General features: G+C 44.4%; 24 protein-coding genes and 1 tRNA gene. 15 read left to right on the top strand and 10 right to left on the bottom strand.

Translation table 11 applies throughout. The annotated features are described in order from the left end of the window. Positions 1-329: 329 nt before the first annotated feature. Positions 330-638, bottom strand: coding sequence for a hypothetical protein (locus tag AQUSIP_RS02070; protein ID WP_148326079.1), 309 nt, complete (start codon positions 636-638; stop codon positions 330-332). A gap of 33 nt (positions 639-671) precedes the next feature. Here AQUSIP_RS02070 and AQUSIP_RS02075 point away from each other — a divergent pair, with 33 nt between their 5' ends. Next, on the top strand, positions 672-1,556 hold the full coding sequence (locus tag AQUSIP_RS02075) for an IS982 family transposase (RefSeq protein ID WP_148326070.1): 885 nt from the start codon (positions 672-674) through the stop codon (positions 1,554-1,556). On the opposite strand, the gene AQUSIP_RS02080 is transcribed toward AQUSIP_RS02075, so the two are convergent. The 3 genes from AQUSIP_RS02080 to dtd form a co-directional block, all read right to left on the bottom strand. Next, positions 1,519-2,973 carry a hypothetical protein gene (locus AQUSIP_RS02080; protein WP_114834089.1) on the bottom strand — a complete coding sequence of 485 codons (1,455 nt, stop codon included), beginning with the start codon at positions 2,971-2,973 and terminating at the stop codon, positions 1,519-1,521. The genes AQUSIP_RS02075 and AQUSIP_RS02080 overlap by 38 nt on opposite strands. Positions 2,974-3,323: 350 nt before the next feature. Further along, positions 3,324-4,886 carry a GMC family oxidoreductase gene (locus AQUSIP_RS02085; RefSeq protein ID WP_114834088.1) on the bottom strand — a complete coding sequence of 521 codons (1,563 nt, stop codon included), beginning with the start codon at positions 4,884-4,886 and terminating at the stop codon, positions 3,324-3,326. A 335-nt stretch (positions 4,887-5,221) separates the two neighbouring features. Further along, a complete protein-coding gene (gene dtd / locus AQUSIP_RS02090; RefSeq protein WP_114834087.1) occupies positions 5,222-5,659 on the bottom strand; it encodes a D-aminoacyl-tRNA deacylase in 438 nt (145 codons plus the stop codon). 152 nt (positions 5,660-5,811) lie between these two features. Between dtd and glnA the strand changes: the two genes are divergently transcribed. Next, positions 5,812-7,290, top strand: coding sequence for a type I glutamate--ammonia ligase (glnA, locus tag AQUSIP_RS02095; protein ID WP_267896349.1), 1,479 nt, complete (start codon positions 5,812-5,814; stop codon positions 7,288-7,290). A 112-nt stretch (positions 7,291-7,402) separates the two neighbouring features. After that, positions 7,403-8,173 carry an exodeoxyribonuclease III gene (gene xth / locus AQUSIP_RS02100; protein ID WP_197737857.1) on the top strand — a complete coding sequence of 257 codons (771 nt, stop codon included), beginning with the start codon at positions 7,403-7,405 and terminating at the stop codon, positions 8,171-8,173. A 5-nt stretch (positions 8,174-8,178) separates the two neighbouring features. Here the strand turns inward: xth and AQUSIP_RS02105 are convergent, their stop codons facing one another. Next, the gene (locus AQUSIP_RS02105; RefSeq protein ID WP_114834085.1) at positions 8,179-9,957 is read right to left on the bottom strand and encodes a tetratricopeptide repeat protein; all 1,779 of its coding nucleotides are present in this window, start codon (positions 9,955-9,957) and stop codon (positions 8,179-8,181) included. A 169-nt stretch (positions 9,958-10,126) separates the two neighbouring features. Between AQUSIP_RS02105 and rpmE the strand changes: the two genes are divergently transcribed. Next, positions 10,127-10,363, top strand: coding sequence for a 50S ribosomal protein L31 (gene rpmE, locus AQUSIP_RS02110; protein ID WP_114834084.1), 237 nt, complete (start codon positions 10,127-10,129; stop codon positions 10,361-10,363). Positions 10,364-10,391: 28 nt separating this feature from the next. Next, positions 10,392-11,618, top strand: coding sequence for a malic enzyme-like NAD(P)-binding protein (locus tag AQUSIP_RS02115; RefSeq protein WP_232058677.1), 1,227 nt, complete (start codon positions 10,392-10,394; stop codon positions 11,616-11,618). A 23-nt stretch (positions 11,619-11,641) separates the two neighbouring features. Here AQUSIP_RS02115 and AQUSIP_RS02120 read toward each other — a convergent pair whose 3' ends face one another. Further along, on the bottom strand, positions 11,642-11,917 hold the full coding sequence (locus AQUSIP_RS02120; protein ID WP_114834082.1) for a hypothetical protein: 276 nt from the start codon (positions 11,915-11,917) through the stop codon (positions 11,642-11,644). Positions 11,918-12,122: 205 nt separating this feature from the next. On the opposite strand from AQUSIP_RS02120, the gene AQUSIP_RS02125 reads away from it, so the two are divergent. After that, entirely contained in the window at positions 12,123-13,010 is an 888-nt protein-coding gene (locus AQUSIP_RS02125; protein WP_114834081.1) for a hypothetical protein, read from the top strand. Between the two features lie 126 nt (positions 13,011-13,136). On the opposite strand, the gene AQUSIP_RS02130 is transcribed toward AQUSIP_RS02125, so the two are convergent. Both AQUSIP_RS02130 and AQUSIP_RS02135 read right to left on the bottom strand, forming a co-directional pair. After that, positions 13,137-14,024 (bottom strand): sterol desaturase family protein, encoded by an 888-nt coding sequence (locus tag AQUSIP_RS02130; protein ID WP_114834080.1) that lies wholly within the window; start codon positions 14,022-14,024, stop codon positions 13,137-13,139. A gap of 248 nt (positions 14,025-14,272) precedes the next feature. Next, positions 14,273-14,346: transfer RNA gene (locus tag AQUSIP_RS02135), tRNA-Met, on the bottom strand. Positions 14,347-14,493: 147 nt separating this feature from the next. Between AQUSIP_RS02135 and AQUSIP_RS02140 the strand changes: the two genes are divergently transcribed. The 7 genes from AQUSIP_RS02140 (at position 14,494) to alr (ending at position 20,433) form a co-directional block, all read left to right on the top strand. After that, entirely contained in the window at positions 14,494-15,117 is a 624-nt protein-coding gene (locus AQUSIP_RS02140) for a glutathione S-transferase N-terminal domain-containing protein (RefSeq protein WP_114834079.1), read from the top strand. Positions 15,118-15,256: 139 nt separating this feature from the next. Then, entirely contained in the window at positions 15,257-15,679 is a 423-nt protein-coding gene (gene rpsF, locus AQUSIP_RS02145) for a 30S ribosomal protein S6 (protein ID WP_114834099.1), read from the top strand. Between the two features lie 21 nt (positions 15,680-15,700). Next, a complete protein-coding gene (gene rpsR / locus AQUSIP_RS02150; RefSeq protein ID WP_114834078.1) occupies positions 15,701-15,925 on the top strand; it encodes a 30S ribosomal protein S18 in 225 nt (74 codons plus the stop codon). A gap of 13 nt (positions 15,926-15,938) precedes the next feature. Beyond that, positions 15,939-16,871: a YybS family protein gene (locus AQUSIP_RS02155; RefSeq protein WP_114834077.1), complete on the top strand. Its 933-nt coding sequence runs from the start codon at positions 15,939-15,941 to the stop codon at positions 16,869-16,871. A gap of 29 nt (positions 16,872-16,900) precedes the next feature. Beyond that, positions 16,901-17,353, top strand: coding sequence for a 50S ribosomal protein L9 (gene rplI / locus AQUSIP_RS02160; RefSeq protein ID WP_114834076.1), 453 nt, complete (start codon positions 16,901-16,903; stop codon positions 17,351-17,353). A gap of 559 nt (positions 17,354-17,912) precedes the next feature. Continuing rightward, on the top strand, positions 17,913-19,262 hold the full coding sequence (gene dnaB / locus AQUSIP_RS02165; RefSeq protein ID WP_114834098.1) for a replicative DNA helicase: 1,350 nt from the start codon (positions 17,913-17,915) through the stop codon (positions 19,260-19,262). Between the two features lie 91 nt (positions 19,263-19,353). Then, positions 19,354-20,433, top strand: coding sequence for an alanine racemase (gene alr, locus AQUSIP_RS02170; RefSeq protein ID WP_211310088.1), 1,080 nt, complete (start codon positions 19,354-19,356; stop codon positions 20,431-20,433). A 16-nt stretch (positions 20,434-20,449) separates the two neighbouring features. Here the strand turns inward: alr and AQUSIP_RS02175 are convergent, their stop codons facing one another. Next, the gene (locus AQUSIP_RS02175; protein ID WP_114834075.1) at positions 20,450-21,217 is read right to left on the bottom strand and encodes a hypothetical protein; all 768 of its coding nucleotides are present in this window, start codon (positions 21,215-21,217) and stop codon (positions 20,450-20,452) included. A gap of 162 nt (positions 21,218-21,379) precedes the next feature. Here AQUSIP_RS02175 and ceg10 point away from each other — a divergent pair, with 162 nt between their 5' ends. Together ceg10 and AQUSIP_RS02185 are read left to right on the top strand one after the other, a co-directional pair. Continuing rightward, positions 21,380-22,516, top strand: a complete 1,137-nt coding sequence (gene ceg10 / locus AQUSIP_RS02180) for a Ceg14 family Dot/Icm T4SS effector (protein WP_114834074.1) — start codon at positions 21,380-21,382, stop codon at positions 22,514-22,516. A gap of 83 nt (positions 22,517-22,599) precedes the next feature. Continuing rightward, complete coding sequence (locus AQUSIP_RS02185; RefSeq protein ID WP_170131773.1) at positions 22,600-23,448, top strand: S1/P1 nuclease; 849 nt, start codon at positions 22,600-22,602, stop codon at positions 23,446-23,448. A 139-nt stretch (positions 23,449-23,587) separates the two neighbouring features. On the opposite strand, the gene radA is transcribed toward AQUSIP_RS02185, so the two are convergent. Then, on the bottom strand, positions 23,588-24,952 hold the full coding sequence (gene radA, locus AQUSIP_RS02190) for a DNA repair protein RadA (RefSeq protein WP_114834072.1): 1,365 nt from the start codon (positions 24,950-24,952) through the stop codon (positions 23,588-23,590). Positions 24,953-25,313: the final 361 nt, after the last annotated feature.

The raw sequence follows: 25,313 nt of genomic DNA on the forward strand, positions 1-25,313 counted from the left end.
CCAAAGTTTATCGCCTGGCGGACACGCCTGCCATATAAAAACCTGTCATCGCTGTAATGGTTTGATCTTTATCTGGACTTGACCATTTTTGAAAAGCATTCACAAAACTGTCATCCTGAGCGAAGCGAAGGATCTCCTTTTGTTATCGGGAGATCCTTCGAGCAAAAAATGCTCTCAGGATGACAGCATTATTGAGTATTTTGTAAAATGCCCAAAGCCCAGTTTATGAGATGTTATTACAATGCTTCCCAACAACCAGCGCCGAAAAACCTGGATTGCTTCCGTTACGCTCGCAATGAAGTTCAACCGGCCGTCTAATCTATCGCTGGTTATTGATGTGCACGTTGTCGATTATTAAAATTTTGCGCTATTCGTAGATTAAGCTCTTCGGAAACTGCGGCACCAAGGCGATCAAATAACTTTAAGTATTCAGTCGTATCTTCAGCACGCTTACCGATATTCAGAATATTAGCTTTGTCAGCTAATATATCAAAAAACTTAGTACTTTTTGCGTGATTATCAGCAGCCTCTAAAGCTTTTTCTGCGATTTTGCTTATATTAACCTCAGTTATGGATAAGCGAATTTTAACTTTTTGAAAAGATTGAAAATAAGAAAGGCGCTTGGTAAATTTTGCCATTTTTAACCGCCCAAGGTTTTGAATGGAGTCAAAATGCTACTAGCGCCGATCGTTGAAATTTTCTGTGATATTGATGAGTTTTACAAGAACCATGTAAAAGAATCTGCAAATAAAATTTTGCCCTTACCTAAAGGCAAACGTCAGAGGAAAACAGAATTAAGTGAAAGCGAGATGATGACGATCATGATTTTATTTCACTTAAGCCACTATCGCACATTCAAGGATTTTTATCTGGATTGTGTGTTAGGCCAACTTTTTCGAGAATTTCCTAAAGCGGTAAGCTATCCACGTTTTGTTGCACTCATGCCAAGGTTGCTTGCACCACTAACGGCGTATGTACTATCAAGAACAGGAAAACACACCGGATTGTATTATTTGGATTCTACAAAAATGGTTGTATGCCACAATCGTCGAATTTACAGAAATAAAGTTTTTAAAGGCATTGCTGAACGCGGACACTGTTCTGTAGGCTTTTTTTATGGATTCAAATTACATTTAGCGATCAATCACCAGGGAGAAATTATGAGTTTTTGCATTACAAAAGGAAATGTTGATGATAGAGAAGTTGTTGAAAAATTAATGCAAGGATTAACTGGTTTTGGTGCGGGCGATAAAGGATACATCAGCAAAAAATTAGCGGAGTCGCTTGCAAAACGAGGCATAAAATTGATTACGAAAGTTAGAAAAAACATGAAGAAAAAAATGCTAAGCGCGTTCGAAAAATTTTTTCTTTATCAGCGAAGCATTGTAGAAACCGTCATTGATCAACTTAAATCTATCTGCCATATTGAGCATACTCGACATCGCAGTCCGGTAAATTTTCTGGTTAATCTTGTTAGTGGTTTAGCAGGTTACTGTTTAAAAGCAAAAAAACCGTCTATCAGCAGAAGTAAATTTTGGATGTCCTCAATTGCTTAACCATAACTGAGGTTATATTATTAAAGGCTACTTCAAATGTACCCGGCTGAAGCGTGCCTTCCTCTAGATCGCCAGAGTTGGGGCGATAATTACCTTTTTGGTAATTATTTAATGCGTCGTTTATAATCTCCCATTGCTTAAAAATAGTCGTAGGGACAGTTTTACTTCCGCCTTCAATTTTTATTGTGTTGTTTTTAACCACTACCTCTCTGGCTTCAACATTAATAGGTTTGCCTCCATAATTGACAACCCAGGGATGGAGTTCAATATAATTTTTAGCAGCAATAAGCGCATTGTAAAAAGTTTCCTCTCTTGGAGTAAGCGTAGCTAGATTTGGTGTTACTTTGTTACTTGTTGTTTCATCTACCTCTTCTTTTGCTTGCTTTGGGTTGGGAGTCTTCACCGATTCCGGAAGATGGTGGCGTTTATGTGTATTGTAATATTCTTTTTCAACATCTAAGTCATAGACCAGGATTGGTGTTGATTCTTCCTCTTTCTTAGTATTAGAGTTAGTCAATGACGTTTCTTGTGTTAATTTGGCATGTTCGCCAAATTCTTGTTCAAATTCATTTTCGGCTTTTTTCCTGATAGCCTCATAATTAGTTTCCCAAAGCCAAGTTTCCCCATAATTCTGCCGATCCTCACATACCTCATCCATCGTGCCAACCATCGCCAATCCTAAAAGTTCCTCATATTTGGAGGTATGACCATGGGTTTTATAATATTCAATTGCGACGTTCCATTTTTTAAAAAAACCTTTCCAGATTTGATATGGAATGTGGGGCTTTATATCAGGTGAGTAAATTCCCCAACAATCATTAATACTGCCTTCTAAATTTGGATATGCAAATTTAGTGCTATAAGGTAAAGATAATGATTGTATGTCTTCCCTTGGTTTAACATTTGTGTCCAAAGTATAACGAGGACCGTTCAATGTTTTATGTTGCGGGTCGTCCTTTGTCACGTGAAGAAATAAAGTAAAAGCATCTTTAATTGTAACTAAGTCACGAACAGTGGCTCTCTCTTTATTTTTTAGGTGAAATTTAATTATTTCTTGCATTTGCTGTGCTATCAGAATAGCCTCTCCGTCTCTATTTTTTTGTGCCATTTTTAGATATTGTTCGACATATTTTTGAATCGAAAAAACTTTGATGTTTTTATTTTTATTAAAAATTTGTTTATAATCGCTTACATAATCATCCAGGCACCAGTAATAAATCGGATTTACATTATTTTTTTTTGCCATCGCTTCAGGCCCCTCTCTATCATGACCTTTTTTTTCGAGGCCTATTTCAGTTTTGCGATCAGCATCAGATGGTGATGGTCTGCCCACCCAGACATAATGAATTGAGGGAATTGGGCCAGGAGCAGCAAAACTTTCGTCCAATTTTCTGGTAGGTAATTTATTTCTCAGCATAACTCACCCTTATTCTCGTTTTAGTGTTTTTGTGCGTATTAATTTATTAAGAATATTTATACAAAAATTATAGCGTATTTGCCTTAACCTAATCTTTTATCTTAACTTGAAATATATTTAATTAAATGAAAGAGTTATAGCCATTGATTGAGCCAACTTTTTGAAAATTAATAAGATATAACTTTCAAAAGCTAGCTCTTAAAGTAATAACGTGTTCAACTTGTTGGAAGATTTGATAACATAATTGGCCAGTTAGGTAATGTGGGCATTAATATCGAAAAAGTTGAAGCTAAATACAGAGTAAACCCAAAAGGGGAAGTTCAATACTCGCAATCCAATAGACAGATTTTTCATCTCCCTCCATCAAAAATAATCCTAGCCAAATTCAATCCTATTAAAATGCAGGCGGCATTAGGAGTAACCAAAGGCAAGGATGGCATAATAGCCGCATCAGCTACGCGTAGATTTTCTATGCCGATTACGCGCAGTTTCTCATCCACGACTTTTCCCATCGCACATGTGCCTGCATAATGGTAAGTCGTTCCAGTAAAGCTGTTTATATAGTCGCTTAACTCCATTTTGCCCGGCAGAAACTCCCGTTTGCGCCAGGCATTTAATGCGGATTGTTGAGCAATTTTTCTGGCAAGTTGAATGCCTTCCATTAAAACGAGTCTATCATGCTGTTCATGCAGATAGTTTGGGTTGATTTTTAAATCATCAAGTGGGTTAGCTGATTGTAGCGTGACTTTACCTCGGCTTTTGGGTTTCATGACGCATGGCATAATGGTAAAGCTTCTTTTTAAAAAGCGTTTAAGCGACGGAAACAATCGGATCATCCAGCGAATAATTATTCTGCTTAATATGCGTAATAAACGATAACGAATAAATACATTGGGAAATCCACGTAACCCCATAACTAATAATTCAGGATTGACTTCGCCAGGAATAAATAGCAATTGCAAATCGCACTCACCTTTACTGAGGGAAGATTTTGCGAAGGCACATATTGAGATTTGATTATTATCGTTAGGTAAATCCTTCAGGGCAATAAAACTGACGGGGCAGTCAGGCTGGTCTGCCAGGTTTTTTCCAACTTCCTCATTTACATGCACCTCTGGAATATTAAATTGGGTGAGCATATCTTTTGGGCCAATGCCGCTTAGCATAAGTATTTTAGGCGACTCTAGCGCGCCTGCACTCAGAATGATTTCACCTTCATCCTTTAAAGAAGCAATCTTTTTTTGTCCGTCTTTAATGTATTCGACGCCCATGGCTTTTTTATCAGAAAACAAAATTCGATGGACATGTGCCTCCGTTAATAGCTCCACCATTCCTGTTGTTAAGGCGGGTTTTAAAAAAGCAGTGTCAGTACTCTGCCGGTTTCCATGGATAGTTGTTGTGAGCGAGTGCCCGGTCCCTACATAGCCACTTTTTTCAAAGTTAGCGTTGTAAGCCAAGCCAGATGCTTCACAAGCTTTGATGATGGCAGATGTAAAAGCATTATCGGGTAAGGATTCAGGCTTGAGTATTTGTTCGATTTCTTCAAATAAAGACTCAAGCCTTGGCTGACTCCATTCTTCACTTTCACTCCAAGCAACATAGTCATTCAGGTTGCCGCGCGCGTACATCATGGAATTAATCGTGCTGCCACCGCCGGTAACCTGTCCGGCAGCGAGTAGATTGCATCTGCCGTTCAGGCCTGATTGGGGTTGGGTGCAATAATCATATACGGCTTCTGAATTAAAATTTTCGCCCCAGCGGGAAGCGGGGAAGGAAGCTGGATATTGTTCTTGTGTTTTTCCTCGCTCTAGAACCAGGATGGAATAATTTTTTTGAGCTAAATAATAGGCAGCCGTTGACCCTGCTGATCCTGCGCCAACAATGATAAAATCATAGGCGTTTGATGTTGTCATCACTTATCCATGATCTATTGCTTCTTTGAGGCTAACAAGGGGTTGTGTTAATCGATTCTGAAAATAAATCCACTATTATCTTAGCATGGATTGAACTGGTCTTTGGCCATTTTTGAGAGATATTCATGAATTGTCATCCTGACACAGCTGTTAACCTGACACAGCTGTTAACCTGACACAGCTTTGTCATCCTGAGCGCAGCGAAGGATCTCCTTTTGTACATCGGGATCCTTCGCTGCGCTCAGGATGACAGCATTATTGGGCATTTTGTAAAATGGCCAAAGTCCAGTTGAAATACCCTCACTATAACGGCAAAAATCTAAGGTTTTCGCAGACTAAGTGTGCAGCAGAAAAGTCACCGGTCCATCATTACAAAGGCTCACCTGCATATACGCACCAAACTGACCGGCTGCTACATGCGGGTAGTGGGCACGGGCGTGCTCAACCAGATAGGCGAACAGCTTTTTGCCTTCTTCAGGCGGCATGCCTCTGGAAAAGCCCGGGCGGGTGCCTTTATGGGTTTCGGCAACCAGGGTAAACTGGGGCACTAGCAAGAGTCCGCCCTGAATGTCCTGAAGGCTCAGGTTCATTCGGCCGGCTGCATCAGGAAAAATACGATATTGGAGAATGCGCTGGAACAGTTTTTCCGCTTCTTGGCTCGTATCTGTTTTTTCAACGCCAATGAGTGCCAGGATGCCTAACCCGATTGTACCCACTGTGTGGCCCGTGACCCTAACATCTGCATGAGAAACCCGCTGGATGAGCCCAAGCATGCACTATTCCATTAAATCTTAAGAGGGGTATTAATTTTAATAAATTTTTCCACACTTTGTCACGAATTGTTTTATAAAAAAACATAAAAAAATTACTTGCGAAAATGCCTGCATAATCAGCTAGAATACCTTTCATTTTAAGGGGGGCTGCCATGAGCGTCGAAATGAGAGAAAGAACGGAAACCAAAACGGAAACAGCTTTTTCACGCCGCATTGATACGCAGGGGAAAGAGCAGATCAAAAAAATCATGGAAGAGAACAACGTCGACTTCGTGGACTTGCGCTTTACCGATTTGCGCGGCAAGGAGCATCACGTGACCCTTCCAAAAAGCAAGATCGATGACGGATTTTTCAAATATGGCAAAGCGTTCGATGGTTCATCGCTTTGCGGCTGGCAGGATATTAATGAGTCGGATCTGCTGTTAATTCCTGATGCATCCACCGCTGTCATGGATATTTTCTGCGAATTACCCACACTGATTATACGCTGTGACATCTATGATCCTGCGACCCAGGCTCCCTATGTGCGCGATCCCAGAGCGGTAGCAAGACGTGCCGAAGCTTATTTGACTTCGACGGGCATTGCCGAAGTCTGTAACTTTGGTCAGGAAGTCGAGTTTTTTATCTTCGATGACATCCGCTGGGACATCCAGATGAACAGCTGCTTTTACAAAATTGATTCCCATGAAGCGAGCTGGAACACGGGCACGATGGTGGAGGGCGGCAATATGGGACACCGTCCGCGTATCAAAGGCGGCTATTTCCCGGTTCCTCCAGTCGATTCTTCCCATGATTTACGCAGCGCCATGTGTGTCGCGCTGGAAGAGATGGGGCTGGTACCCGAAGTGCATCATCATGAAGTGGCAACCTGCGGCCAGAACGAAATTACCACTCGTTACAGCACCCTTCTGCACAAGTCGGATGAAATGCTGATTTTTAAATATGTTATTCAGAATATCGCCCACGCCCATGGCAAGACAGTCACCTTCATGCCCAAGCCCCTGGTTGGTGACAATGGAAGCGGATTACACTGCCATCAGTCACTTTCAAGCGGTGGCAAAAACCTGTTTGCTGGCGACGGTTATGCAGGGCTGTCTGAGATGGCACTGTTTTACATTGGCGGTATCATCAAGCACGCCCGAGCCTTAAATGCCTTCACTAATCCCAGCACCAACAGCTATAAACGACTGGTGCCCGGATTTGAAGCGCCTGTTACCATGGTCTATTCTGAAGGCAATCGCTCAGCCGGTATTCGTATTCCACGTGTGTTCAACGAGAAGGAAAAACGCATTGAAGCGCGATTCCCGGATGCGTTGGCAAACCCTTATCTGGCTTTCCCCGCCATGCTCATGGCTGGTCTCGATGGCATTCGCAACAAGATTCACCCTGGTAAGGCAGTGGATGAAAACCTTTATGATTTACCGCCCAAGAAAGTCAAAGCTTTCCCAAGCCTCTGTTCTTCACTGGAGCAGGCGCTCGACAGTTTGGAAAAAGACCATGCGTTCTTGTTGGAAGGCGGTGTGTTTACCAAAGAGTTGATCGAATCATACATTGAAGTTAAACGGGAAGAAGTAACACGCCTCAATATGACAACGCACCCAGTTGAATTCGATCTTTATTATAGTTTGTAGAGCAAGACAGGGCAGGCTTCCATCGTCTGCCCTGATCCTTTTTTTCTCGCACGATCCTCCCGCAGGGCAATTTAGAAAAATCACTGGCTGATTGAGAGGAACACACATGCCAATATTTAAAATTGCAACATGGAACGTCAATTCATTGCGTGTGCGCTTGCCGCACGTGCTGACTTGGCTGCGTGACGTCGAGCCGCATGTGCTTGCGGTGCAGGAAACCAAACTGCCAGATGAGGATTTTCCACTGGATGCCATTCACGAAGCAGGTTACACAGCGATTTTCGCTGGGCAGAGAACTTATAATGGTGTTGCCATTTTTAGCCGTGAAAAAACAACGGAAATGATTACCGATATCCCTGAACTGGATGATCATCAGCGCCGTGTGCTGGGTGCTACTATTGACGGCATTCGTATCCTGAATCTCTATGTGCCTAACGGAGAAAGGGTCGGTTCAGAGAAATACCAGTACAAACTCAACTGGCTTAATAAACTGGATGCTTTTCTGAAGGAAGAGCTAAAAAAATATGACCGTATGATTGTCCTAGGTGATTTTAATATTGCTCCGGAAGAAATTGACGTGCATGATCCCCGATTATGGGAGGGACAAGTTTTATTTAGTGAACCGGAACGCAATGCTTTTCGCAATATGCTGAAGGTTGGTTTTCAGGATTGCTTCCGATTGCATTCGCCATCCGAAAAAAGCTACACGTGGTGGGATTATCGATTAGGCGCCTTTAGACGCAATATGGGTTTGCGCATTGATCATATTCTTGCGAGTAATGCGCTTGCTCCGCAATGCGTGAAATGTGAGATAGATAAAGCGCCGCGAACATGGGAGCGCCCTTCGGATCATGTGCCGGTGATAGCGGAATTTTCTATCTGAGAGTTTTAATCCCAACACATTCCGGCAATTTTCTTCGACATGTTTTTAGCCAGCCGCAACGTAGCCGGCGGATATTTTTTTTCGAATTCAGTGTTGTTTAATTTTTTCTTGCTGGCTTCAGCATATTGATATTGCACAAAAGCCGGAACAGGATCGGTAAATTCGTCATCTTTTGTTAAAGACGCCTGATTAAAAATATCATCTGCATACTCCATCAATAATTGCTGGCCTGCCTGCTTTAACAATTTTTCTGCCGTGGCTGTATCGTGCGGCACGCCACGGCCTGCAGCATAGAGCATGCCCAGATCATTATAAGCACAGGCATTAGGACGTGCCTTGATGGATTTTTCAAACCAGCTGGCGGCAATCGTGTAGCGCGGTGTGGGAATATCTTTCACATAGTACAATCCGAGATTATACATTGCATAACCATCACCCTTTGCCGCTGCCTGTTGATACAGGGCGAGCGCTTTTTGCAGGTCTTTTTTAACACCTTTGCCTGAAATATATAGCCCTGCCAGATCGTTTGCAGCAAAGGCATGCCCTTGGTCAGCGGCTTTTTGCAACCACAGGGCGGTTTTTTTATAATCTCTTATGCCATTGAGACCGTATTCATAGAAGGTTCCCAGTAAATACTGCGCTTCTGTGTTGCCGTGAATTGCGGCATCTTCCAGCCAGCGTTCAGCCTGATCATTGTCCTGAGTGACACCTTTACCATAGAAATACATTTTACCTAACAGCAGTTTTGCTGCAGCATCACCCTCGTAAGCCTGTGGTGCTGCTTTTTTATAGGCGGATTGGTAATAACCATAATCGTAGAGGATAAAGGCATTGCTGGTATTAGAGCGGTTGGCAAAGGCCAATTTTGTCATTACCGGAAACCAAAGGGTGAGGCCAATCAAGGTAAATATGGTCATGGCCACAGGCATTTTTTTTCTCGGTGCGTGAGGAAAAAGTTTATTGTTCAGACGATTAATAGCCAACTGAGGCGCAATATAGATAATGATGGCGAGGATAAAAATAGCCACATTAAATGTGCTGACCAGGGTTGAAGAGGGCCGATATAACTGCAAGCCTAAAAGGCGATAGGCAAGCGTTAATGCAGTAATAAAGAGGGCGCCAATAACAAGAAGAATATAATAGCTGGTCAGGGCCGAACTATATTTAAGACCACGCACGCCATGTTGTTCGCTGGTTTTATTAACATCATCTAGAAAGTTTTCATAATAGAAAACGGCGAACAGGGATCGAAACAGGGGTGAGAGTTTGCTTCCATCTCGTTGCTTGATGTGTTGCCAGTTTTTATACCACCAAAAATATTTAAATAAACTGAATGTGAAGAGATAGACGATGCACAGTTTGAAGGGTGACAAAGTAAAATAAACTCCATCGGGAGGAGGGGTAGCAGCCCGGAGAGTGGATTTGAATTTTTTACGCAGGAACAGCGCGCAAGTGGTCACACTATAGACCCCTAAAATAAAAACCAGATCGGACGGGGCGATTTTAAATAAAACGAAAAGCGTTAACAGCGAAGCCAGCAAAGCCAGGAAGCCGAGCAAAAATGGTTTTTGGGGCGCGTGGTTATTCTGTTGAAAAAAGATGATTGCATACAGCAAGCTGGCGCATAGGCCATATACCCAGGGAAACAGAGGCAGCATTTGGCCGGCAGGTATCGAAAAGATAAATCCGGTATTTTCGATGACAGTACGGGCAAAAAAAGCAGAAAAAAGCGGCGCCATTACTGCAAAAAAGCCGTATTGGAGAATATGCTTAAGGTATGGCATAAAATAAGGTCTTAGTTTTTAATTTTTAATAAATTGAAGCAATATTAAACAGTTGTGTATTATTTGTCTATAATCATTAGTAAACGTGGATCACTTAAGGTCGCTGGTTGCTTGATTAGTCAGTGATTCTTCGTTATTATGCCCGCCTATTTTAAGAGGTTCTGAGGTCATGAAGCCAAATATCCATCCAGAATATAAAGAAATTAAAGTTGTCTGCAGCTGCGGCCATACGTTCGTGACGCAATCAACTTTAGGTAAAGATCAGCTGTCGCTTGAAGTTTGTTCTGCCTGCCATCCTTTCTATACCGGCACACAAAAGATTGTGGATACCGCCGGCCGTGTGGATCGTTTCCGCCAGAAGTATGGTTTGAAAGGCAAGGAAACTAAAAAAGCTGACGATAAGTAAGCTTTTATAACTATAAGATTAATAAAAAATTATGTCTGATGTGTTGCGCCAGGCAGCGCTTGATTATCATGCTCACCCAACGCCAGGAAAAGTTCGTATTGCTCTGTCAAAACCCATGACAACGCAATATGATCTTTCCTTGGCTTATTCGCCCGGCGTTGCCGAACCTGTCAAAGAAATCGCCCAAGACCCTGCCAAAGCTTACCAATATACGAACAAGGGGAACCTGGTCGCTGTGATCTCCAATGGCACAGCCGTATTAGGCCTCGGGAATATGGGGGCGCTTGCCAGTAAGCCGGTCATGGAGGGAAAGGCTGCCCTTTTTAAGCGTTTTGCCGATATTGATGTTTATGACATCGAAATAGACTGTAACAATCAGCAGGATCTGGTCGATACCATCGCCCGGCTTGCGCCCACTTTCGGCGGCATTAATATTGAAGATATCAAAGCGCCAGAGTGCTTTTATGTGGAAGCGGAACTAAAAAAACGCCTCTCCATTCCCGTCTTGCACGATGATCAGCAAGGCACCGCCATTGTCGTCGCAGCGGCGCTTTTGAATGCGCTGGAGATACAAAACAAAAAATTATCAGCTGCAAATATCGTTTGCCTTGGCGCAGGCGCAGCCGGTATTGCGACAATGCGGCTGTTACGCAAACTGGGCGCGAGCCTTGAAAAATTATTTGTGATCGATCGTGAAGGCGTCATTCATATAGGCCGTCAGGATTTAAACGAGCAGAAAAAAGAATTTGCGATCAGAACAGAAAAGCGCACACTGGCAGACGCCATGCAGCATGCGGATGTGTTTATAGGCGTATCGGGTCCTAACCTGGTGACGCCAGATATGGTTAAAACCATGGCTAAAAATCCGGTTATTTTTGCGCTTTCCAATCCTATTCCTGAAATCATGCCAGAAGAAGCTTTGCGCGTGCGCGATGATGTTATTCTCGCCACCGGGCGTAGTGATTATCCCAATCAGGTCAATAACGTATTATGCTTTCCCTATCTTTTCCGCGGTGCGTTGGATGTGCGCGCAACTACCATTAATGAGCCTATGCAGCTGGCGGCTGTGCATGCGATCAGGTCGTTAGCCAAAGAGCCGATACCCGAAGAAGTGCTTGCAGCCTATGGCATAGAGCAGGGTCTTGTATTTGGTCCAGCTTATTTAATCCCCAAGCCCACGGATCCGCGTCTTAAAGAAAAAGTTTCTTCTGCTGTTGCAAAAGCTGCGATTGAATCCGGTGTGGCGCAGATTTAATTAGCTTTGCGCTCACATGTATTTCAAGGTCCCTTGGTTTTCACTTCTACTTGCCCACCGGGGTGTTGGGTCGTAATCGTTGAGTTACCTTGTGCATCGGTTACATAGGTTTCAACCACACCATTGGCGCGTTGCACTTGTCTCATTTTTGACCCATCTGGGCCATTGTATTCCGTTTCTACACTACCATCTGGCAATTGGCGCTGCTTATAGGTCATTTGCCCTTCCTGGGCGGCAACGGCAGACATGGCAGATAGTAATAATACTGAGCCGATGATTTTTTTGAGTGAGGTAGCCATAGCTGATTTCCTTTGAGCTAGATGAGTGATCCCATTAAATTTTATAGCTGAAATAACTAAGAAAAACAAATTAATGAATGGATACAAGCCTTAGGATGGGTGTCTTGGCAAGGAGCCATTATATATACAAAGATATGCTAAAATTAAAAATAGAATATATATCAAGCAGGATGGAGTCTATTAATCACTGTGAAGGTGTAACCACATGAACTTGAATAAAATGAAGGGGTTGACGCAAATAGCGGCTCTGATTATACCGCTGTTTTTTTCGCCTGTTGGTTTAAGCCAAACACCACCAACGTCTCAACAATTGCCGACTTCAACAAAGGCGAGCAGCACGAGTGTGACACCTCTTTCCCCTAGTCAATCGACAATAAAATATCCCGGACAGATTACACCGAATATTCCGATCAGTGATGAAGAATACAGCAATCTTCCCAGTTGTCCAGGCGATCCCAGTAATCCATCGGTTGCAAATCAGACGCCAATCTGTCCCGATATTAATGGCAATTACCCTCCCGGTGGGTCCAGCGCGACCTGTCCGTCGCTTTGTACGGTGACGAGAAAGGTGGTGGATCAGACGATTGGCAGTGTCACTCAGGTCTTAAGTACGCAATCACCCATCTGCCCAGTAGGTTATGCACAGGTGACGCAGTTTAACATGCAATCCGAGGTCACATGGAATAGCAACCCGCCCTATGCGTCTTATCCCATTACTGCATCCACTTATGCTGCTTATGTTGCCGCAGGCTATCAATGCGATGCTTATTACGGGGGGCAGGATGTAAGATGTGATACCGCTGACTCTAGCTGGCACCATAGCTTAAACTCGAATACATCCATAGGCGGGTTTTATGGTTATTATTCCGATCGGTGGAAAAGCAAATGTTATTACAAATCTCCTTCGGGCTGTAAAAACAAAGTTGTCGCGAGTGACTGCGAATGGCCCGAAAGCTGGTATGACAGAAAATTTTACTATAACTACTATTACTACCGCTGCCGTCCACCGGCTGGCTTGTACTACACTTCCAACAAATCGCCTGCCTCACTTGTCTGTTCTATTATCAGGCCGGAGTGGAAAACCAGAAATTAAAATTTGCTGGGAATGTCATCGTAATAAAGAAAACCCAATCCTAAGGCTGGTAGCTTGAACCACCAGCCTTAGGTATTAAAATAACTCTGCTTCTTCGCTCCCTGATTAGGAAAAAAATCACGCCCATTACTCAGCTAAATAACCAAGGTGCTTGTCAGATTGCTCTGAAATGCGGCTGATATATTTTTCATTGTTGGCTTGCCAATACCTGCGCTGTGGTTTAAATGGCATTAACAGTAAGTTGATGAAAGTATTATCTGACGGTTTAAGATAAGCTGGTACGCCGATCGTGATAGATTGTTGCGGAATGTTAAGCCTTATTGTTCTATGCAAATGATCCCAAAACGAAAATACTACACCATAGTTACGATTGGTTTCGTCTAGATAATTAGAATGATGAATGCCGTGCATTCGAGGCGTCACAATTATTTTATTAATCATTCTCTCAAGGCGAATCGGCAATTTAATATTGCTGTGCTGAAAAAATGTATTGCCTTGAAAGGCGAATTCGTAGCAGAAAAATGTTAGTGGATCTATGCCAATTAAGCCAAGTTGGATTAATCTGAAAATACTCGAGTAGGCTATTTCTATAAAGTGAAACCGCATGGATGTTGTTACGTCTAAGTCTGGATCAACATGATGTACATTATGAAATCGCCATAATAAAGGAATGACATGATTCATCCGATGCCAATAATAAAAGGTGAGATCCATTAATAAAAAACCTAATATAAAATGCGGAAGGCCTTGAATGGGTAATAATGGTAATAGCCCGAATGTATGGGTTTGTGTCATGTCGATAGTGAATTTTGCTAACGGGCTTATTAATGCGCTTGCAACAATATAAACGAGCGCTGTAAAGGTAAAATTAATTAATATACGCGGCAATAATGAATGCATTCGTTTTCGTAAAGGCCATCGCTGTTCAGCTATCAAAAGCGTGAAATAGCCTATTGCAATAATAATGCCAAGTATAAATTGCATATTTAAAAAATCATTTAATAACTCAGCCATCGAAGCACCTATGAAAACCTTGGTTCATCACAATAATAACATTAATTCTTAAACAATCTCTGTTCTGTAATGCGGTGTACCACCAGGTATCCAGCAAAAAAATAAGTGTTGAATTGAAGGAAGGCTTCAATTGCAAGATAAAGCTGATTCAATGCCTGGCTTATGAGTTTTGGAACTTAGAGGACGTAGACTTCGCGCAGCGCACTCTCTTAAAGGCTAGTATGAATGGGGGAAAACTCAAATTCATCTGGCTATGGGTGGACTCGAACCACCGACCTCAGCATTATGAGTGCCGCGCTCTAACCAGCTGAGCTACATAGCCAACGATTTTTCGGATGTTGTCCAGGATAAGATTCCCAGGAACAACGGTCGCATATTCTCGAAGTTTTTGGCTGGCTTTGTCAAGCAAACTGTGTTTTTTTTCTAATAAAAATATTATAGTGCGAATAACCAGTGACGGAGATGACGCATGATAGATTTTTATACTTGGAAAACGCCCAATGGACATAAAGTCGCTATCATGCTGGAAGAAACGGGGTTGCCTTATCAAGTGCATCCAATTGACTTAACCCGGCAAGAACAGTATCAACCCGCTTACCTGAAAATTAATCCCAACAACAAAATCCCCGCTATCATTGATCAGGAAGGACCTCATCACCGGCCTTTCCGCGTGTTTGAATCAGGCGCTATCCTGTTGTATTTGGCAGAGAAGACAGGCCGATTTCTCCCTTCTGACCCCTGTCGGCGCATGGAAGCCATCGAATGGCTGATGTTCCAGGTGAGCGGGGTGGGCCCCATGCTGGGTCAGTTGCATCATTTTCTGCATTTTGCGGCAGAAAAGGTGCCTTATGCGATTGAACGTTACGCTAATGAAGCCAGACGGCTTTACCACGTCATGGAGCAGCAGCTGGAGAAAGAGCGCTATTTTGCAGGGGATTACTCTATTGCGGACATGGCCATTTTCCCCTGGATTCACGCACATGAAAGGCAACACATTGATCTTACTGACTATCCATGCCTGCAGCGCTGGCACCATACCATTCTTGAACGACCCGCTGTCCAGAAAGGGCTGCACCTTCTTAGCCTGGCATAACAAAGAACGGTAATGCTGTTGCAACAGGCCCGCTTCTTCCGTACAATTGCTCCCCTTACAATTTGGGTATCTCCTTGCTTTCCCGCGGTTGGGTAAAGCTAATAAACCGAGAGGAGCTTTTATGAAGCGCAATGAAACACTGCGACATTACGAAGTCGTATTTCTCGTTCATCCTGATCAAAGCGAGCAAGTGCCCGCGATGATTGAACGTTATAACAACCTGATTTCTCAACGCAAAGGCAAAATTCATCGTCTCGAAGATTGGGGACGTAGACCGCTTGCCTATCCTATCAATAAGGTCATGAAGGCTCACTATGTGCTCATGAATATTGAGTGCGATCAGGCAACCGTTGACGAATTAAGCGATAACTTCCGCTATAACGATGCAGTGATTCGTAATATGGTCCTGCGTGTTGACCGTGCTGTTACCGAAGCCTCGCCTATCTCCAAGGAAAAAGACAGCCGGGGCGACCTGGATGTGCCTTCCTTCGATGCAGACGCTACTCGCGGCAAGAAAGCCGAGACAGAAGAAGGTGAAGAATCACGCGGTAAATCAAACTAATTTAGAGCGGGAGAAAAGATCATGGCGGCTTATTTTCGTCGTAAAAAAATGTGTTATTTCACGGCAAACAAGATCAAGGAAATTGATTATAAGGATGTCAATTTGCTGAGAAAATTTATCATGGAAAATGGCAAGATCGTACCCAGCCGTATCACCGGTACGAAAGCGCATTATCAACGTAAACTAGCAAAGGCAGTGAAGCTGGCACGTTTCCTCGCGTTATTGCCTTATTGCGACAGACATTAATGCAGCTGCCCGAATGTGGTTACAACGGTTTACAAATTATTTACTGGATCATCGTTGGCAAACGATAGCGCTCGCGTTCGTTATTACGTTTATACCTATTATTGGTATAGTCGGAATACTGATTGCTGCGTTTATGACACTGCGTAAAAGCATTGCTGAAGGCGCAGTATTGACTGTTGCAGCCACGTTGCCTTATGTCATCAGCTTTTTTGTGGCGGGGCATGAAGCGGCATCACCCGAAATTGTGGTATGGGCTGCCGTCAGTGTGGCGGTATTCAGCAATATCCTGACATGGGTATTTGCAGTGATGCTGCGCAGGAAAGCGAGCTGGAGCACGATACTCCAGCTAGGCGCGTTGACAGGTGTGCTGGTCGTCAGTGTGATTCATCTGGTTTTTCCAGATATAGCAGACTGGTGGGCAAGCCAGCTGCAATCCTATTATGCGGAAGCGCAGGCGATGACGGCGGGTATATTAAAGGCGCCGGTATCTCCAGGTGATACGCAGCTTGAGTCCATTAACATTACCAAACAGTACGCATCGGGACTGATTGTTGCGGGCATTCTGTTTAATGGCATTCTCCAGCTGATTATTGCTCGATGGTGGCAGGCGGTGCTTTATGCGCCTGGCAGCATGCGCAGGGAACTCCAGAGTATCCGGCTGAGCTCCTTGGCAGGTGTATTATTTATCGTCAGCCTGGTGCTTTCTTATTTGGGAAATAGCGTTGTCTTGGATATAATGCCAATCCTTTATATCCTGTTCGGTGCAGCCGGACTCAGCCTGATTCATTATTTGTTCAGGTTGATGAGCGCATCAAGCAGATGGTTTTGGATATTGCTATTATATGTCACGCTGGTTATCTCGTTGCCAACAAGCATGATATTCATCGCTGTTCTGGCCTTGGCTGATATATGGCTGGATATGCGGAAACGGGTTAGTAAGGTTTAGAAAATATTGATAAAAGAGGGGGTAAGAAGGTGGAAGTTATCTTACTTGAAAAGATTCGCAACTTGGGTTTATTAGGCGATAAAGTGAAGGTTAAACCTGGGTTTGCCCGGAATTATCTGATTCCAGAGGGCAAAGCAGTTTATGCGAATAAAGATAATATCGCTAAATTTGAACAGCGCCGGGCCGAATTTGAAAAAGTTGCGGCTGAAAAACACCGTCAGGCAGAAGAGAGACAGCAGACCATTAATTCATTGGCAGCTATCACACTTTCAGCTAAGGCGGGAGAAGAAGGCAAACTGTTTGGTTCGATCGGAACGCGTGATATCGTGACAGCATTAAACAAGCTGGGTGTGGCGGTTGAAAAACGTGAAATACGTTTGCCAGAAGGCCCCCTGCGCATGCTGGGTGAGCACGAGGTTATCGTAGAACTAGAGAGCGACGTGACTGCGATAGTCAAGGTTAACGTAGTTGCTGAAAGTTAATAACTGACGGGCCGGGCGTGTTGTCTTAACACGCCATTGCCCTGAGGTTTTTTCCTGCGTTTACGCTTATCGGGTTTTTAACCTGTTTTTTGTGATACGTGGCTAGTTTTCTCCCCACTGCCTGTACAATCTCTTTTTGCTACGGCGGCATCGCTTCTTTACAAGCCTCTCTTTCCGTCATTAACCCGCCCTTCGTTAAAAAATAAAAAATTATAAAATGATTACACTTAAACCAGTAATTTATCGTGGCCAACAAACAAAATGGACAGACTTCACAATACTGTCATCCTGAGCGAAGCGAAGGATTTCCTTTTGCACATCGGGAGGTCCTTCGCTTCGCTCAGGATGACAGTATTGTAAACCCTGGATTGCTTCGCTATGCTCGCAATGACGTGAGAGGCAGGGCACTAGCTGCAGGAAGGCAACAAAATCGCCATTGAAACACCCTTTGGACAATTCACCGCAATAATGCGAAAATCCGCTGTATTATCATTCATACAGCATAAAGCACGCAAATATGACCGATGCCTTATTAACCAGACGCCAATCCGCCGTACGCATGAGAAATCCGGATTCAATCAAAGTCCCCCCTCATTCTATTGAGGCAGAGCAGTCTGTGCTGGGTGGGTTAATGCTTGATAACCGGGCCTGGGACCAGGTGGTTGACCGGTTACGTGCGGAGGATTTTTACCGCAACCAGCACCGCCAGATTTATGGTGCCATGGCGCGGCTCGTTGAGCAGAACAAGCCTATTGACGTCCTGACAGTGTCTGAAGTTCTGCGCGAACTGCATGAGCTCGATCAGATAGGCGGTGAAGTGTATCTTTTTGAGTTGGCGAATAATACACCCAGTGCTGCCAATATCGCTGCCTATGCGGATATTGTGCGTGAGCGCTCGATTTTGCGGCAACTCATTTCAGCTGCCGGTACCATTACAGAAAGCGCTTTTAATGCTCAGGGGCGCAGTATTACTGAATTGCTTGATGCAGCAGAACGCAGTGTTTTCTCTATTTCAGAACAGGGTTCGCGCGGAAGCGGGCCGATCAATATTAAAGAATTTTTAACCAAGACGATGGACAGGATTGATACCCTGTTTCATTCCAACTCCTCCATTACGGGGGTGCCCACGGGTTACCATGATTTCGATAATATGACCTCCGGTTTACAACCATCTGATCTCGTCATTATTGCTGGACGGCCCTCCATGGGTAAAACCGGTCTTGCCATGAATATCGCAGAGCATGTGGCGATCAAAAGCCGCTTGCCGGTATTGGTATTCAGTATGGAAATGCCGGGTGAAGCTCTCGTTATGCGTTTGTTGTCCTCGCTTTGCCGCATCGATCAGTTGCGCATTCGCACGGGCAAGCTGGCGGATGAAGATTGGCCGCGCATTAGCTCGACTGTGAGCATGCTTTCCGAAGCGCCACTTTTCATCGATGATACGCCAGCCTTAAGTCCTGCAGAAATGCGAGCAAGAGCAAGGCGGCTGACCAAAGAGCATGGGCAATTGGGACTGATTGTTGTCGACTATCTTCAGCTTATGCAGGTACCGGGAAGCGGAGAAAACCGTACAGCTGAAATCTCGGAAATATCCCGCTCACTCAAAAGCATGGCAAAAGAATTAAATGTGCCTCTGATTGCCCTGTCCCAGTTAAATCGCGGACTGGAACAACGTGCAGATAAGCGTCCAGTGATGTCAGATTTAAGAGAATCCGGTGCAATTGAACAGGATGCTGACCTGATTGTCTTTATTTACCGTGATGAAGTTTATAACGAAAATAGTCCTGATAAAGGGACAGCGGAAATCATTATTGCCAAACAGCGTAACGGCCCTATAGGCAAAGTACGTTTAACCTTTATGGGTCAATATACATGCTTTGAAAATTTTGTTCGTCAACCAGGTTATTAACACAGTCTATGATGATTTTACAAATAGTACTTTCGCACTGTCCTCGGTTTGCTGTAGGGAAGGCTCGTCTCGTTAAAAAGCAGGGTTTAAGATGAGCCGTCCTACTTTTATGACCATTGATCTTTCCGCACTGACGCATAATTTTGAACGTGTGCGTGACTTGGCGCCTGATCGTTTTATTATTGCAATGGTTAAAGCTAATGCGTATGGACATGGGGTAGTCAGTGTGGCACGCGCACTCCCGGGCGCAGCTGCTTTAGGAGTGGCTTCGCTTGAAGAGGGCATCAGGCTGCGGGAGGCTGGTATCACCAAGCCAATTGTATTGATCGAAGGCTTATTTTATCCCGAAGAATTGACGGAAGCCGTGCGGCATGATTTTACGCTGGTCGTCCATCATTTGCCGCATGTGGAAATGCTGGAAAAAGCGCAAGTGGTAAAACCGCTTTCGGTCTGGCTCAAAATTAATACGGGCATGCACCGGCTGGGGATTGACCCTGCGCAGACGGAGAAAATATACGCGCGCCTTGCGGCGGCGGCATCGGTTAAAAAACCCATAGGGTTAATGACGCATTTTGCCGAAGCAGACAGGGCAGACAGTATGGCAACCCCTCGCCAGGTGGAAGTCTTCAATCAAGCCACGGCCCATTTGCCAGGCCCTCGCAGCCTTTGCAATTCAGCAGGCATTATTGCGTGGCCCAATGCGCATGGAGATTGGGTGCGGCCGGGGCTCATGCTATATGGGGCTTCGCCTTTTGCTGATAAGACGGGCTTGGATCATGGTTTAGCACCTGTCATGACGCTATGGTCACGGCTCATCGCGATTACAGAAGTCAAGAAAGGCGGGAAAGTAGGCTATGGCGGTACATGGACGGCACCTGAAGATATGCGAGTGGGAGTCGTAGGCGTAGGGTATGGCGATGGCTACCCTCAGTTTGCCCAGAATGGCACGCCGGTGCTGGTGAAAGGTGTGGAATGTCCGCTGGCAGGCCGCGTTTCAATGGATATGCTGACGGTAGACTTGCGTAACCAGCCGCAAGCCAGCATTGGAGACCCTGTTGTATTGTGGGGTAAAGGTTTGCCTGTAGAACGCATCGCACAGCACTGCAATACCTCAGCTTATGAAATTCTGACACGCATGACACCGCGGCCGAATATTGAAATGATTAGTTAAAATGGCCAGAGTCCAGTTAAAGACCTTTGAAATGTTTTTCGGTTTTTAACCCAGACGATAAAGATTCCTCATTTTCTTTTTGTTCAGAGGTGCTTGAGTCCATCCTCGATCGTTTCTTAATTTGCTTGCCAAAATTTGAAAAGAGGGGCGTCGGCGGGATCGGGTCGAGCGGTTTGTTTTGTTGAAGAGAAGTGATTAATTTATTGAACAAGTCTTTTTTTAAAACGGAATCCGTGCAGGTTCGTTGGGTGATGTTAGAGAATAATGTTTCTGTGAAACGGGTAGAGTCAAGATCAAGGGCATCATCAGCATAACAATACCAATTAGCGCGTATGCCAAAATATTCGCTCAGCCTGTCATCTTTTTTGAAATTGCCTTTTATATATTCTGTTTTGCCAAACAGGATATCACACTTGATTTCATCGTTAACTATAATAAAAGCATGCCGTGCCGTGGTCCAGATAGCGACGGGAATACATTGAAAATAATCCGAAAAACCAGTTAAGACGTAGCATTTCAACAAATAATCCAAACCCATAATGCATTTCAGTAAGCAATTACCCCCGCCAAACCTTTCAACTTCGCGGGCACACAGAGAAAGTTTCTCTAAAGCGCTTATCTCGCTTTGGCCTAATATCGCATCGCAGGCATCCTGGCTTAATTTAACCAGCGGCTCAAAGAGCCTGTTATGGTTTTTATCTGCCAAATTAGAGGCATGAATAGCCTGGTAGATATATTCCGTGACTTCTTGGGCAATTCGGAAAATCGCTTGATTCTTAGGCATAACTTCTTGTTTTCAAAAAAAATTGTAAGCTGCCCTCATTAGTACCATGAACACTCTCCCGAAGGCAACAGTTTGCCAATATTATTGGCTCAAATTCATTAATAATGCATTAATGTTGTTCAGTTATGATGGCGATTTAATCATATGCCCAGGTGAATAATCATGCAGCGCAAATTTGATTACGGCGATCTCTTGGCCGGTTTTAATCAACTAAAAAACAAATCGCAGATACAGGACACTCAATATGTCCAGCAGCCAACCCCTGTTATTCCAGTGGTAGCGTCCAGCCAACCGAGCACGAGGCACGTAAACAGATACGCTCTCCTGACTGAATCCCAGGTGGACAAAATCAAAAAGCGCGTGGCAAAAATAAATGATTTGTTATTGAATGACTTAACTGACGAAGAGCGCAAAATCTGGGATGTGCTCAATCAAGCGAATGCGCTCGCACAGAAAATTTGTTCCTCTGATTTACCTTCTGATGCCGAGGCTACCAAAGACATCGTTGGTGTCGTTCAGCAGGAAGAAGAGCGCATTCTCGCTGATGACAAACTGTCCTGGTTAGAAAAAATCGTAAAGATTGTGCAGTTTGTTGTCTCGCTTGAAGCAGGTAATTGCCAGGAAAAAGCCTATTTTGGTTTTTTGTCCATGTTACACAATTTGACTAAATATGGGCTTACCTATGAGGGAAAACCCGTTTCACTGAAGCTTGCTTATTTTGACAATCACTTTGTTATCATTGTGGCAGATCGGTTTTTTATGGATCCGTGGTTAAATCTCGCATTTCCTTTGTCCCCAGGTAAAGGAGAGATTCGTGAAGTATTCAATGGGTTTGGCGAATTAAGAGATTATTTTTCGATCGATTCCAATAACCGTTGTTTTACCCATGAAATCATGGAAAAAAGGCATATGCCAACCGCGATCGACAAATTATCTGGCGCAAAGTTAAATGTGTGTTTAAAACAGCTTGATAACCAGCATAACGATTTTGGAGTAAGTCCGCCGGCAGAAATGCAACAAAAAACAGGTAGCGCAAAAAGAAAAAAAACCGCTAAAAAAGAAGAAGAACTTCAAGAAGACGCAGCGCCGATTCAGGAAGCGGCGCATTTAACCAATACGACCGCCTCCAGCTTTTACATTACTCAGGAGAAGCGTAGAAAAGCATTGGTTGAGCCGAATCAAAAAGAGACTGCAGTTACAAGCAAAGGCCAGAAAGCAGAAGCATCGAGCGTATACCAGGAGCAAGCTGAGGGTGAGGATCAACTCATCAATGCAAGTCCATACAGCTCCAAAGCTTAAGTCGCGATAAGGCTTTTCTCAATTTGCTTGATAATCGCTAACATCCTGCTAACATCCCTAAAACTTTTTTGGGGATCATGCCGATGAAATGGGGAATAGTCAGATATATCGCTGCTGTTTTTTTCTGTAGTTTAATTCTTCCATCCGTTACTTTTGCTTGGAATGCGCTGGGACACATGGTGGTAGCCCAGATTGCTTATCAGGAACTTTCGCCTGCGGCGCGTGCAAAAGCGGATAAACTGGTTGACTATTTCCACAGTGAATACCCTGAGATGGAGTCTTTCCTGAATATCGCCTACTGGCCAGATGCTATACGCTCACAAAAAATTGATACCTATACCCGTTGGCACTATATCGATATTGCTTTCAGCAATGATGGAACACCGCTTAAAAATTTGATTGATACCGATAACGCCGTGTGGGCGCTTAATAACGTTGAAAAGGTTGTTAAGAACGATAAGGCGAATCCCTACGAGCGTGCACGTTTCCTTGCCTTTTTGGTGCATATTGTCGGCGATTTACATCAGCCGTTGCATACCGTCAGCTATATTTCAGCCGCGCATCCAGATGGTGACAAGGGCGGGAATCAGTATTTTATTCGTTATAATAATGATCGTATCAATCTCCATCGTTTGTGGGACGGAGGCGTTGGCTTGTTTGAGCAGAGCGCCACTAAGGAAAATGCAGCTTCACTTGCTGCAATAATCACAGCGCGCTATCCAAAAGATTATTTTGATAAACAGATAGACGATCTTAACCCGGATAACTGGGCACAGGAAGGTGTCGCAACGGCGAAGGCTAATGTTTATAATACACCGGAAAACTTGCCGCCCATATCAGGTTATATCGATAATGGCAAACAGACTGCCCAGCAGCGAGCAGCGCTCGCAGGGTACAGACTGGCAGTGTTACTCGATGAGTTGCTGAGCTAGTAGCAATCAATGTAAAACCAGCTTGTCAGTTTTGTACTGGCAAGCGAGTTCTCCGTTAATTAGCAAAAAAAAGAAACCCGATTACTAAACGGTTCCTGTGGCAAGCTGTAGGAATCAATTTAAATGATCGGGCTGCTGCTTAGATTGCTTGAAAGTATTCGACAGCATCTTTTAACGTCTGCACGGGGATAATCTTCATACCATCCAACGTTTTTTTGACAGCATTGGCATGTGGAACAATGGCTGTTTTAAACCCGTGCTTTGCTGCTTCTTTTAGCCGTTCCTGTCCGCCGGGAACGGGCCGTATTTCACCGGCGAGGCCCACTTCGCCAAAGGCGATGAGATCATGTGGAAGCGGGCGGTTGCGCAGGCTGGAGAGAATGGCGAAAAGAATAGGCAGATCAGCTGCCGTCTCAAAAATTTGCAAGCCGCCTACTACATTTAAAAAAACATCGAGGCTATGGGTAGAAATGCCGCTGTGTCTATTTAGAATAGCCAGCAGCATGGAAAGGCGCTGGGTTTCGAGTCCCACCGAAAGCCTGCGGGGATTGGCGATATGGCTTTGGTCCACTAATGCTTGGACTTCTACCAGCAGCGGACGTGAACCTTCTTTGGTCGCGGTTATAATGCTCCCAGAAACAGGTTGGGCGTAGCGCGAAAGGAAAATGGCGGAAGGATGGCTGACTTCACGGAGTCCTTTTTCTGTCATTGCAAAAATACCCAGTTCATTCACGGCGCCAAACCGGTTTTTGACCGCGCGTATCATGCGGTAACGGTTGTCTTGCTCCCCTTCAAAGTACAAAACGGTATCCACCATATGTTCAAGCACACGCGGCCCTGCCAGGCTGCCTTCCTTGGTGACATGGCCTACCAGAAAAAGCGCGGTTTGCGACTGCTTGGCATAATTGACCAGTTGCATCGCGCTTTCGCGCACCTGGCCCACTGAGCCTGGTGCAGAAGAAAGGAGAGAGGTATGCATGGTTTGAATGGAATCAATTACGAGCACACGGGGCTTTTCTTTTTGAACGTGGGCAAGGATGTTTTCAACGTGCGTATCCGCAAATAACCAGACCTGATCTTCGGGCAACCCGAGCCTTCTTGCCCGCAGTGTGATCTGCTGCGGGGATTCTTCACCTGTGACATATAGGACTTTGAGTGATTGGCTCAAGTGAGCAACGGTTTGCAATAAAATGGTTGATTTGCCAATGCCCGGATCACCGCCAATGAGGATGGCCGACCCCATAATAATTCCGCCGCCCAATACCCGGTCCAATTCCTGTGAGCCTGAGGGAAGACGGATTTCATCATCCAACTGCACATCCGCCATGCGTGTCATGGCTGTTTCCCGGCCGGCATAGCCCTGATAACGGGAGGAAGGGGCAGAAGCCTGGTTTACTTCTTCCACAATCGTGTTCCACTCGCCGCATCCCGTACATTGGCCTGACCACTTGGGATAAAGCGTGCCACAGGTCTGACAACAGAAGCTGAGTTTATTTTTTGACATAGTCTCCTGATCCTTCAAGCCATTGTAATGCAAGCACAAGCTTAGCTTGTGCGCAGGGCATTAACAATAAAGCATCACGTGTTGTTAATAAATGTGTCATGCCCGATCTTTGGCCATTTTTGAAAAGCGTTCACAAAACTGTCATCCTGAGCGAAGCGAAGGATCTCCTTTTGTACATCGGGAGATCCTTCGAGCAAAAAAAACGCTCTCAGGATGACAGCATTATCGAGCATTTTGTAAAATGGCCGAAGTCCAGTTTATGAGATGTTATTACAATGTTTCCCGATAACCAGCGCCGAAAAACCTGGATTGCTTCGCTACGCTTGAGAATGGAAAGAAAAAGCCCTCAGAAGAGGGCTTA

The organism is Aquicella lusitana (assembly GCF_902459475.1).
GTDB classification, from domain to species: Bacteria; Pseudomonadota; Gammaproteobacteria; order DSM-16500; family DSM-16500; genus Aquicella; species Aquicella lusitana.

Coding starts and splice junctions, on each gene's coding strand:
- rpsR (WP_114834078.1), top strand. CDS start 15,701: ATGGCGGCTTATTTTCGTCGTAAAAAAATGTGTTATTTCACGGCAAAC.
- AQUSIP_RS02120 (WP_114834082.1), bottom strand. CDS start 11,917: ATGGCTACCTCACTCAAAAAAATCATCGGCTCAGTATTATTACTATCT.
- dnaB (WP_114834098.1), top strand. CDS start 17,913: ATGAGAAATCCGGATTCAATCAAAGTCCCCCCTCATTCTATTGAGGCA.
- dtd (WP_114834087.1), bottom strand. CDS start 5,659: ATGCTTGGGCTCATCCAGCGGGTTTCTCATGCAGATGTTAGGGTCACG.
- radA (WP_114834072.1), bottom strand. CDS start 24,952: ATGTCAAAAAATAAACTCAGCTTCTGTTGTCAGACCTGTGGCACGCTT.
- AQUSIP_RS02140 (WP_114834079.1), top strand. CDS start 14,494: ATGATAGATTTTTATACTTGGAAAACGCCCAATGGACATAAAGTCGCT.
- AQUSIP_RS02105 (WP_114834085.1), bottom strand. CDS start 9,957: ATGCCATACCTTAAGCATATTCTCCAATACGGCTTTTTTGCAGTAATG.
- glnA (WP_267896349.1), top strand. CDS start 5,812: ATGAGCGTCGAAATGAGAGAAAGAACGGAAACCAAAACGGAAACAGCT.
- AQUSIP_RS02130 (WP_114834080.1), bottom strand. CDS start 14,024: ATGGCTGAGTTATTAAATGATTTTTTAAATATGCAATTTATACTTGGC.
- AQUSIP_RS02155 (WP_114834077.1), top strand. CDS start 15,939: ATGTGGTTACAACGGTTTACAAATTATTTACTGGATCATCGTTGGCAA.
- AQUSIP_RS02080 (WP_114834089.1), bottom strand. CDS start 2,973: ATGCTGAGAAATAAATTACCTACCAGAAAATTGGACGAAAGTTTTGCT.
- AQUSIP_RS02125 (WP_114834081.1), top strand. CDS start 12,123: ATGAACTTGAATAAAATGAAGGGGTTGACGCAAATAGCGGCTCTGATT.
- AQUSIP_RS02085 (WP_114834088.1), bottom strand. CDS start 4,886: ATGACAACATCAAACGCCTATGATTTTATCATTGTTGGCGCAGGATCA.
- AQUSIP_RS02185 (WP_170131773.1), top strand. CDS start 22,600: ATGAAATGGGGAATAGTCAGATATATCGCTGCTGTTTTTTTCTGTAGT.
- rpmE (WP_114834084.1), top strand. CDS start 10,127: ATGAAGCCAAATATCCATCCAGAATATAAAGAAATTAAAGTTGTCTGC.
- alr (WP_211310088.1), top strand. CDS start 19,354: ATGAGCCGTCCTACTTTTATGACCATTGATCTTTCCGCACTGACGCAT.
- AQUSIP_RS02075 (WP_148326070.1), top strand. CDS start 672: ATGCTACTAGCGCCGATCGTTGAAATTTTCTGTGATATTGATGAGTTT.
- AQUSIP_RS02070 (WP_148326079.1), bottom strand. CDS start 638: ATGGCAAAATTTACCAAGCGCCTTTCTTATTTTCAATCTTTTCAAAAA.
- AQUSIP_RS02175 (WP_114834075.1), bottom strand. CDS start 21,217: ATGCCTAAGAATCAAGCGATTTTCCGAATTGCCCAAGAAGTCACGGAA.
- ceg10 (WP_114834074.1), top strand. CDS start 21,380: ATGCAGCGCAAATTTGATTACGGCGATCTCTTGGCCGGTTTTAATCAA.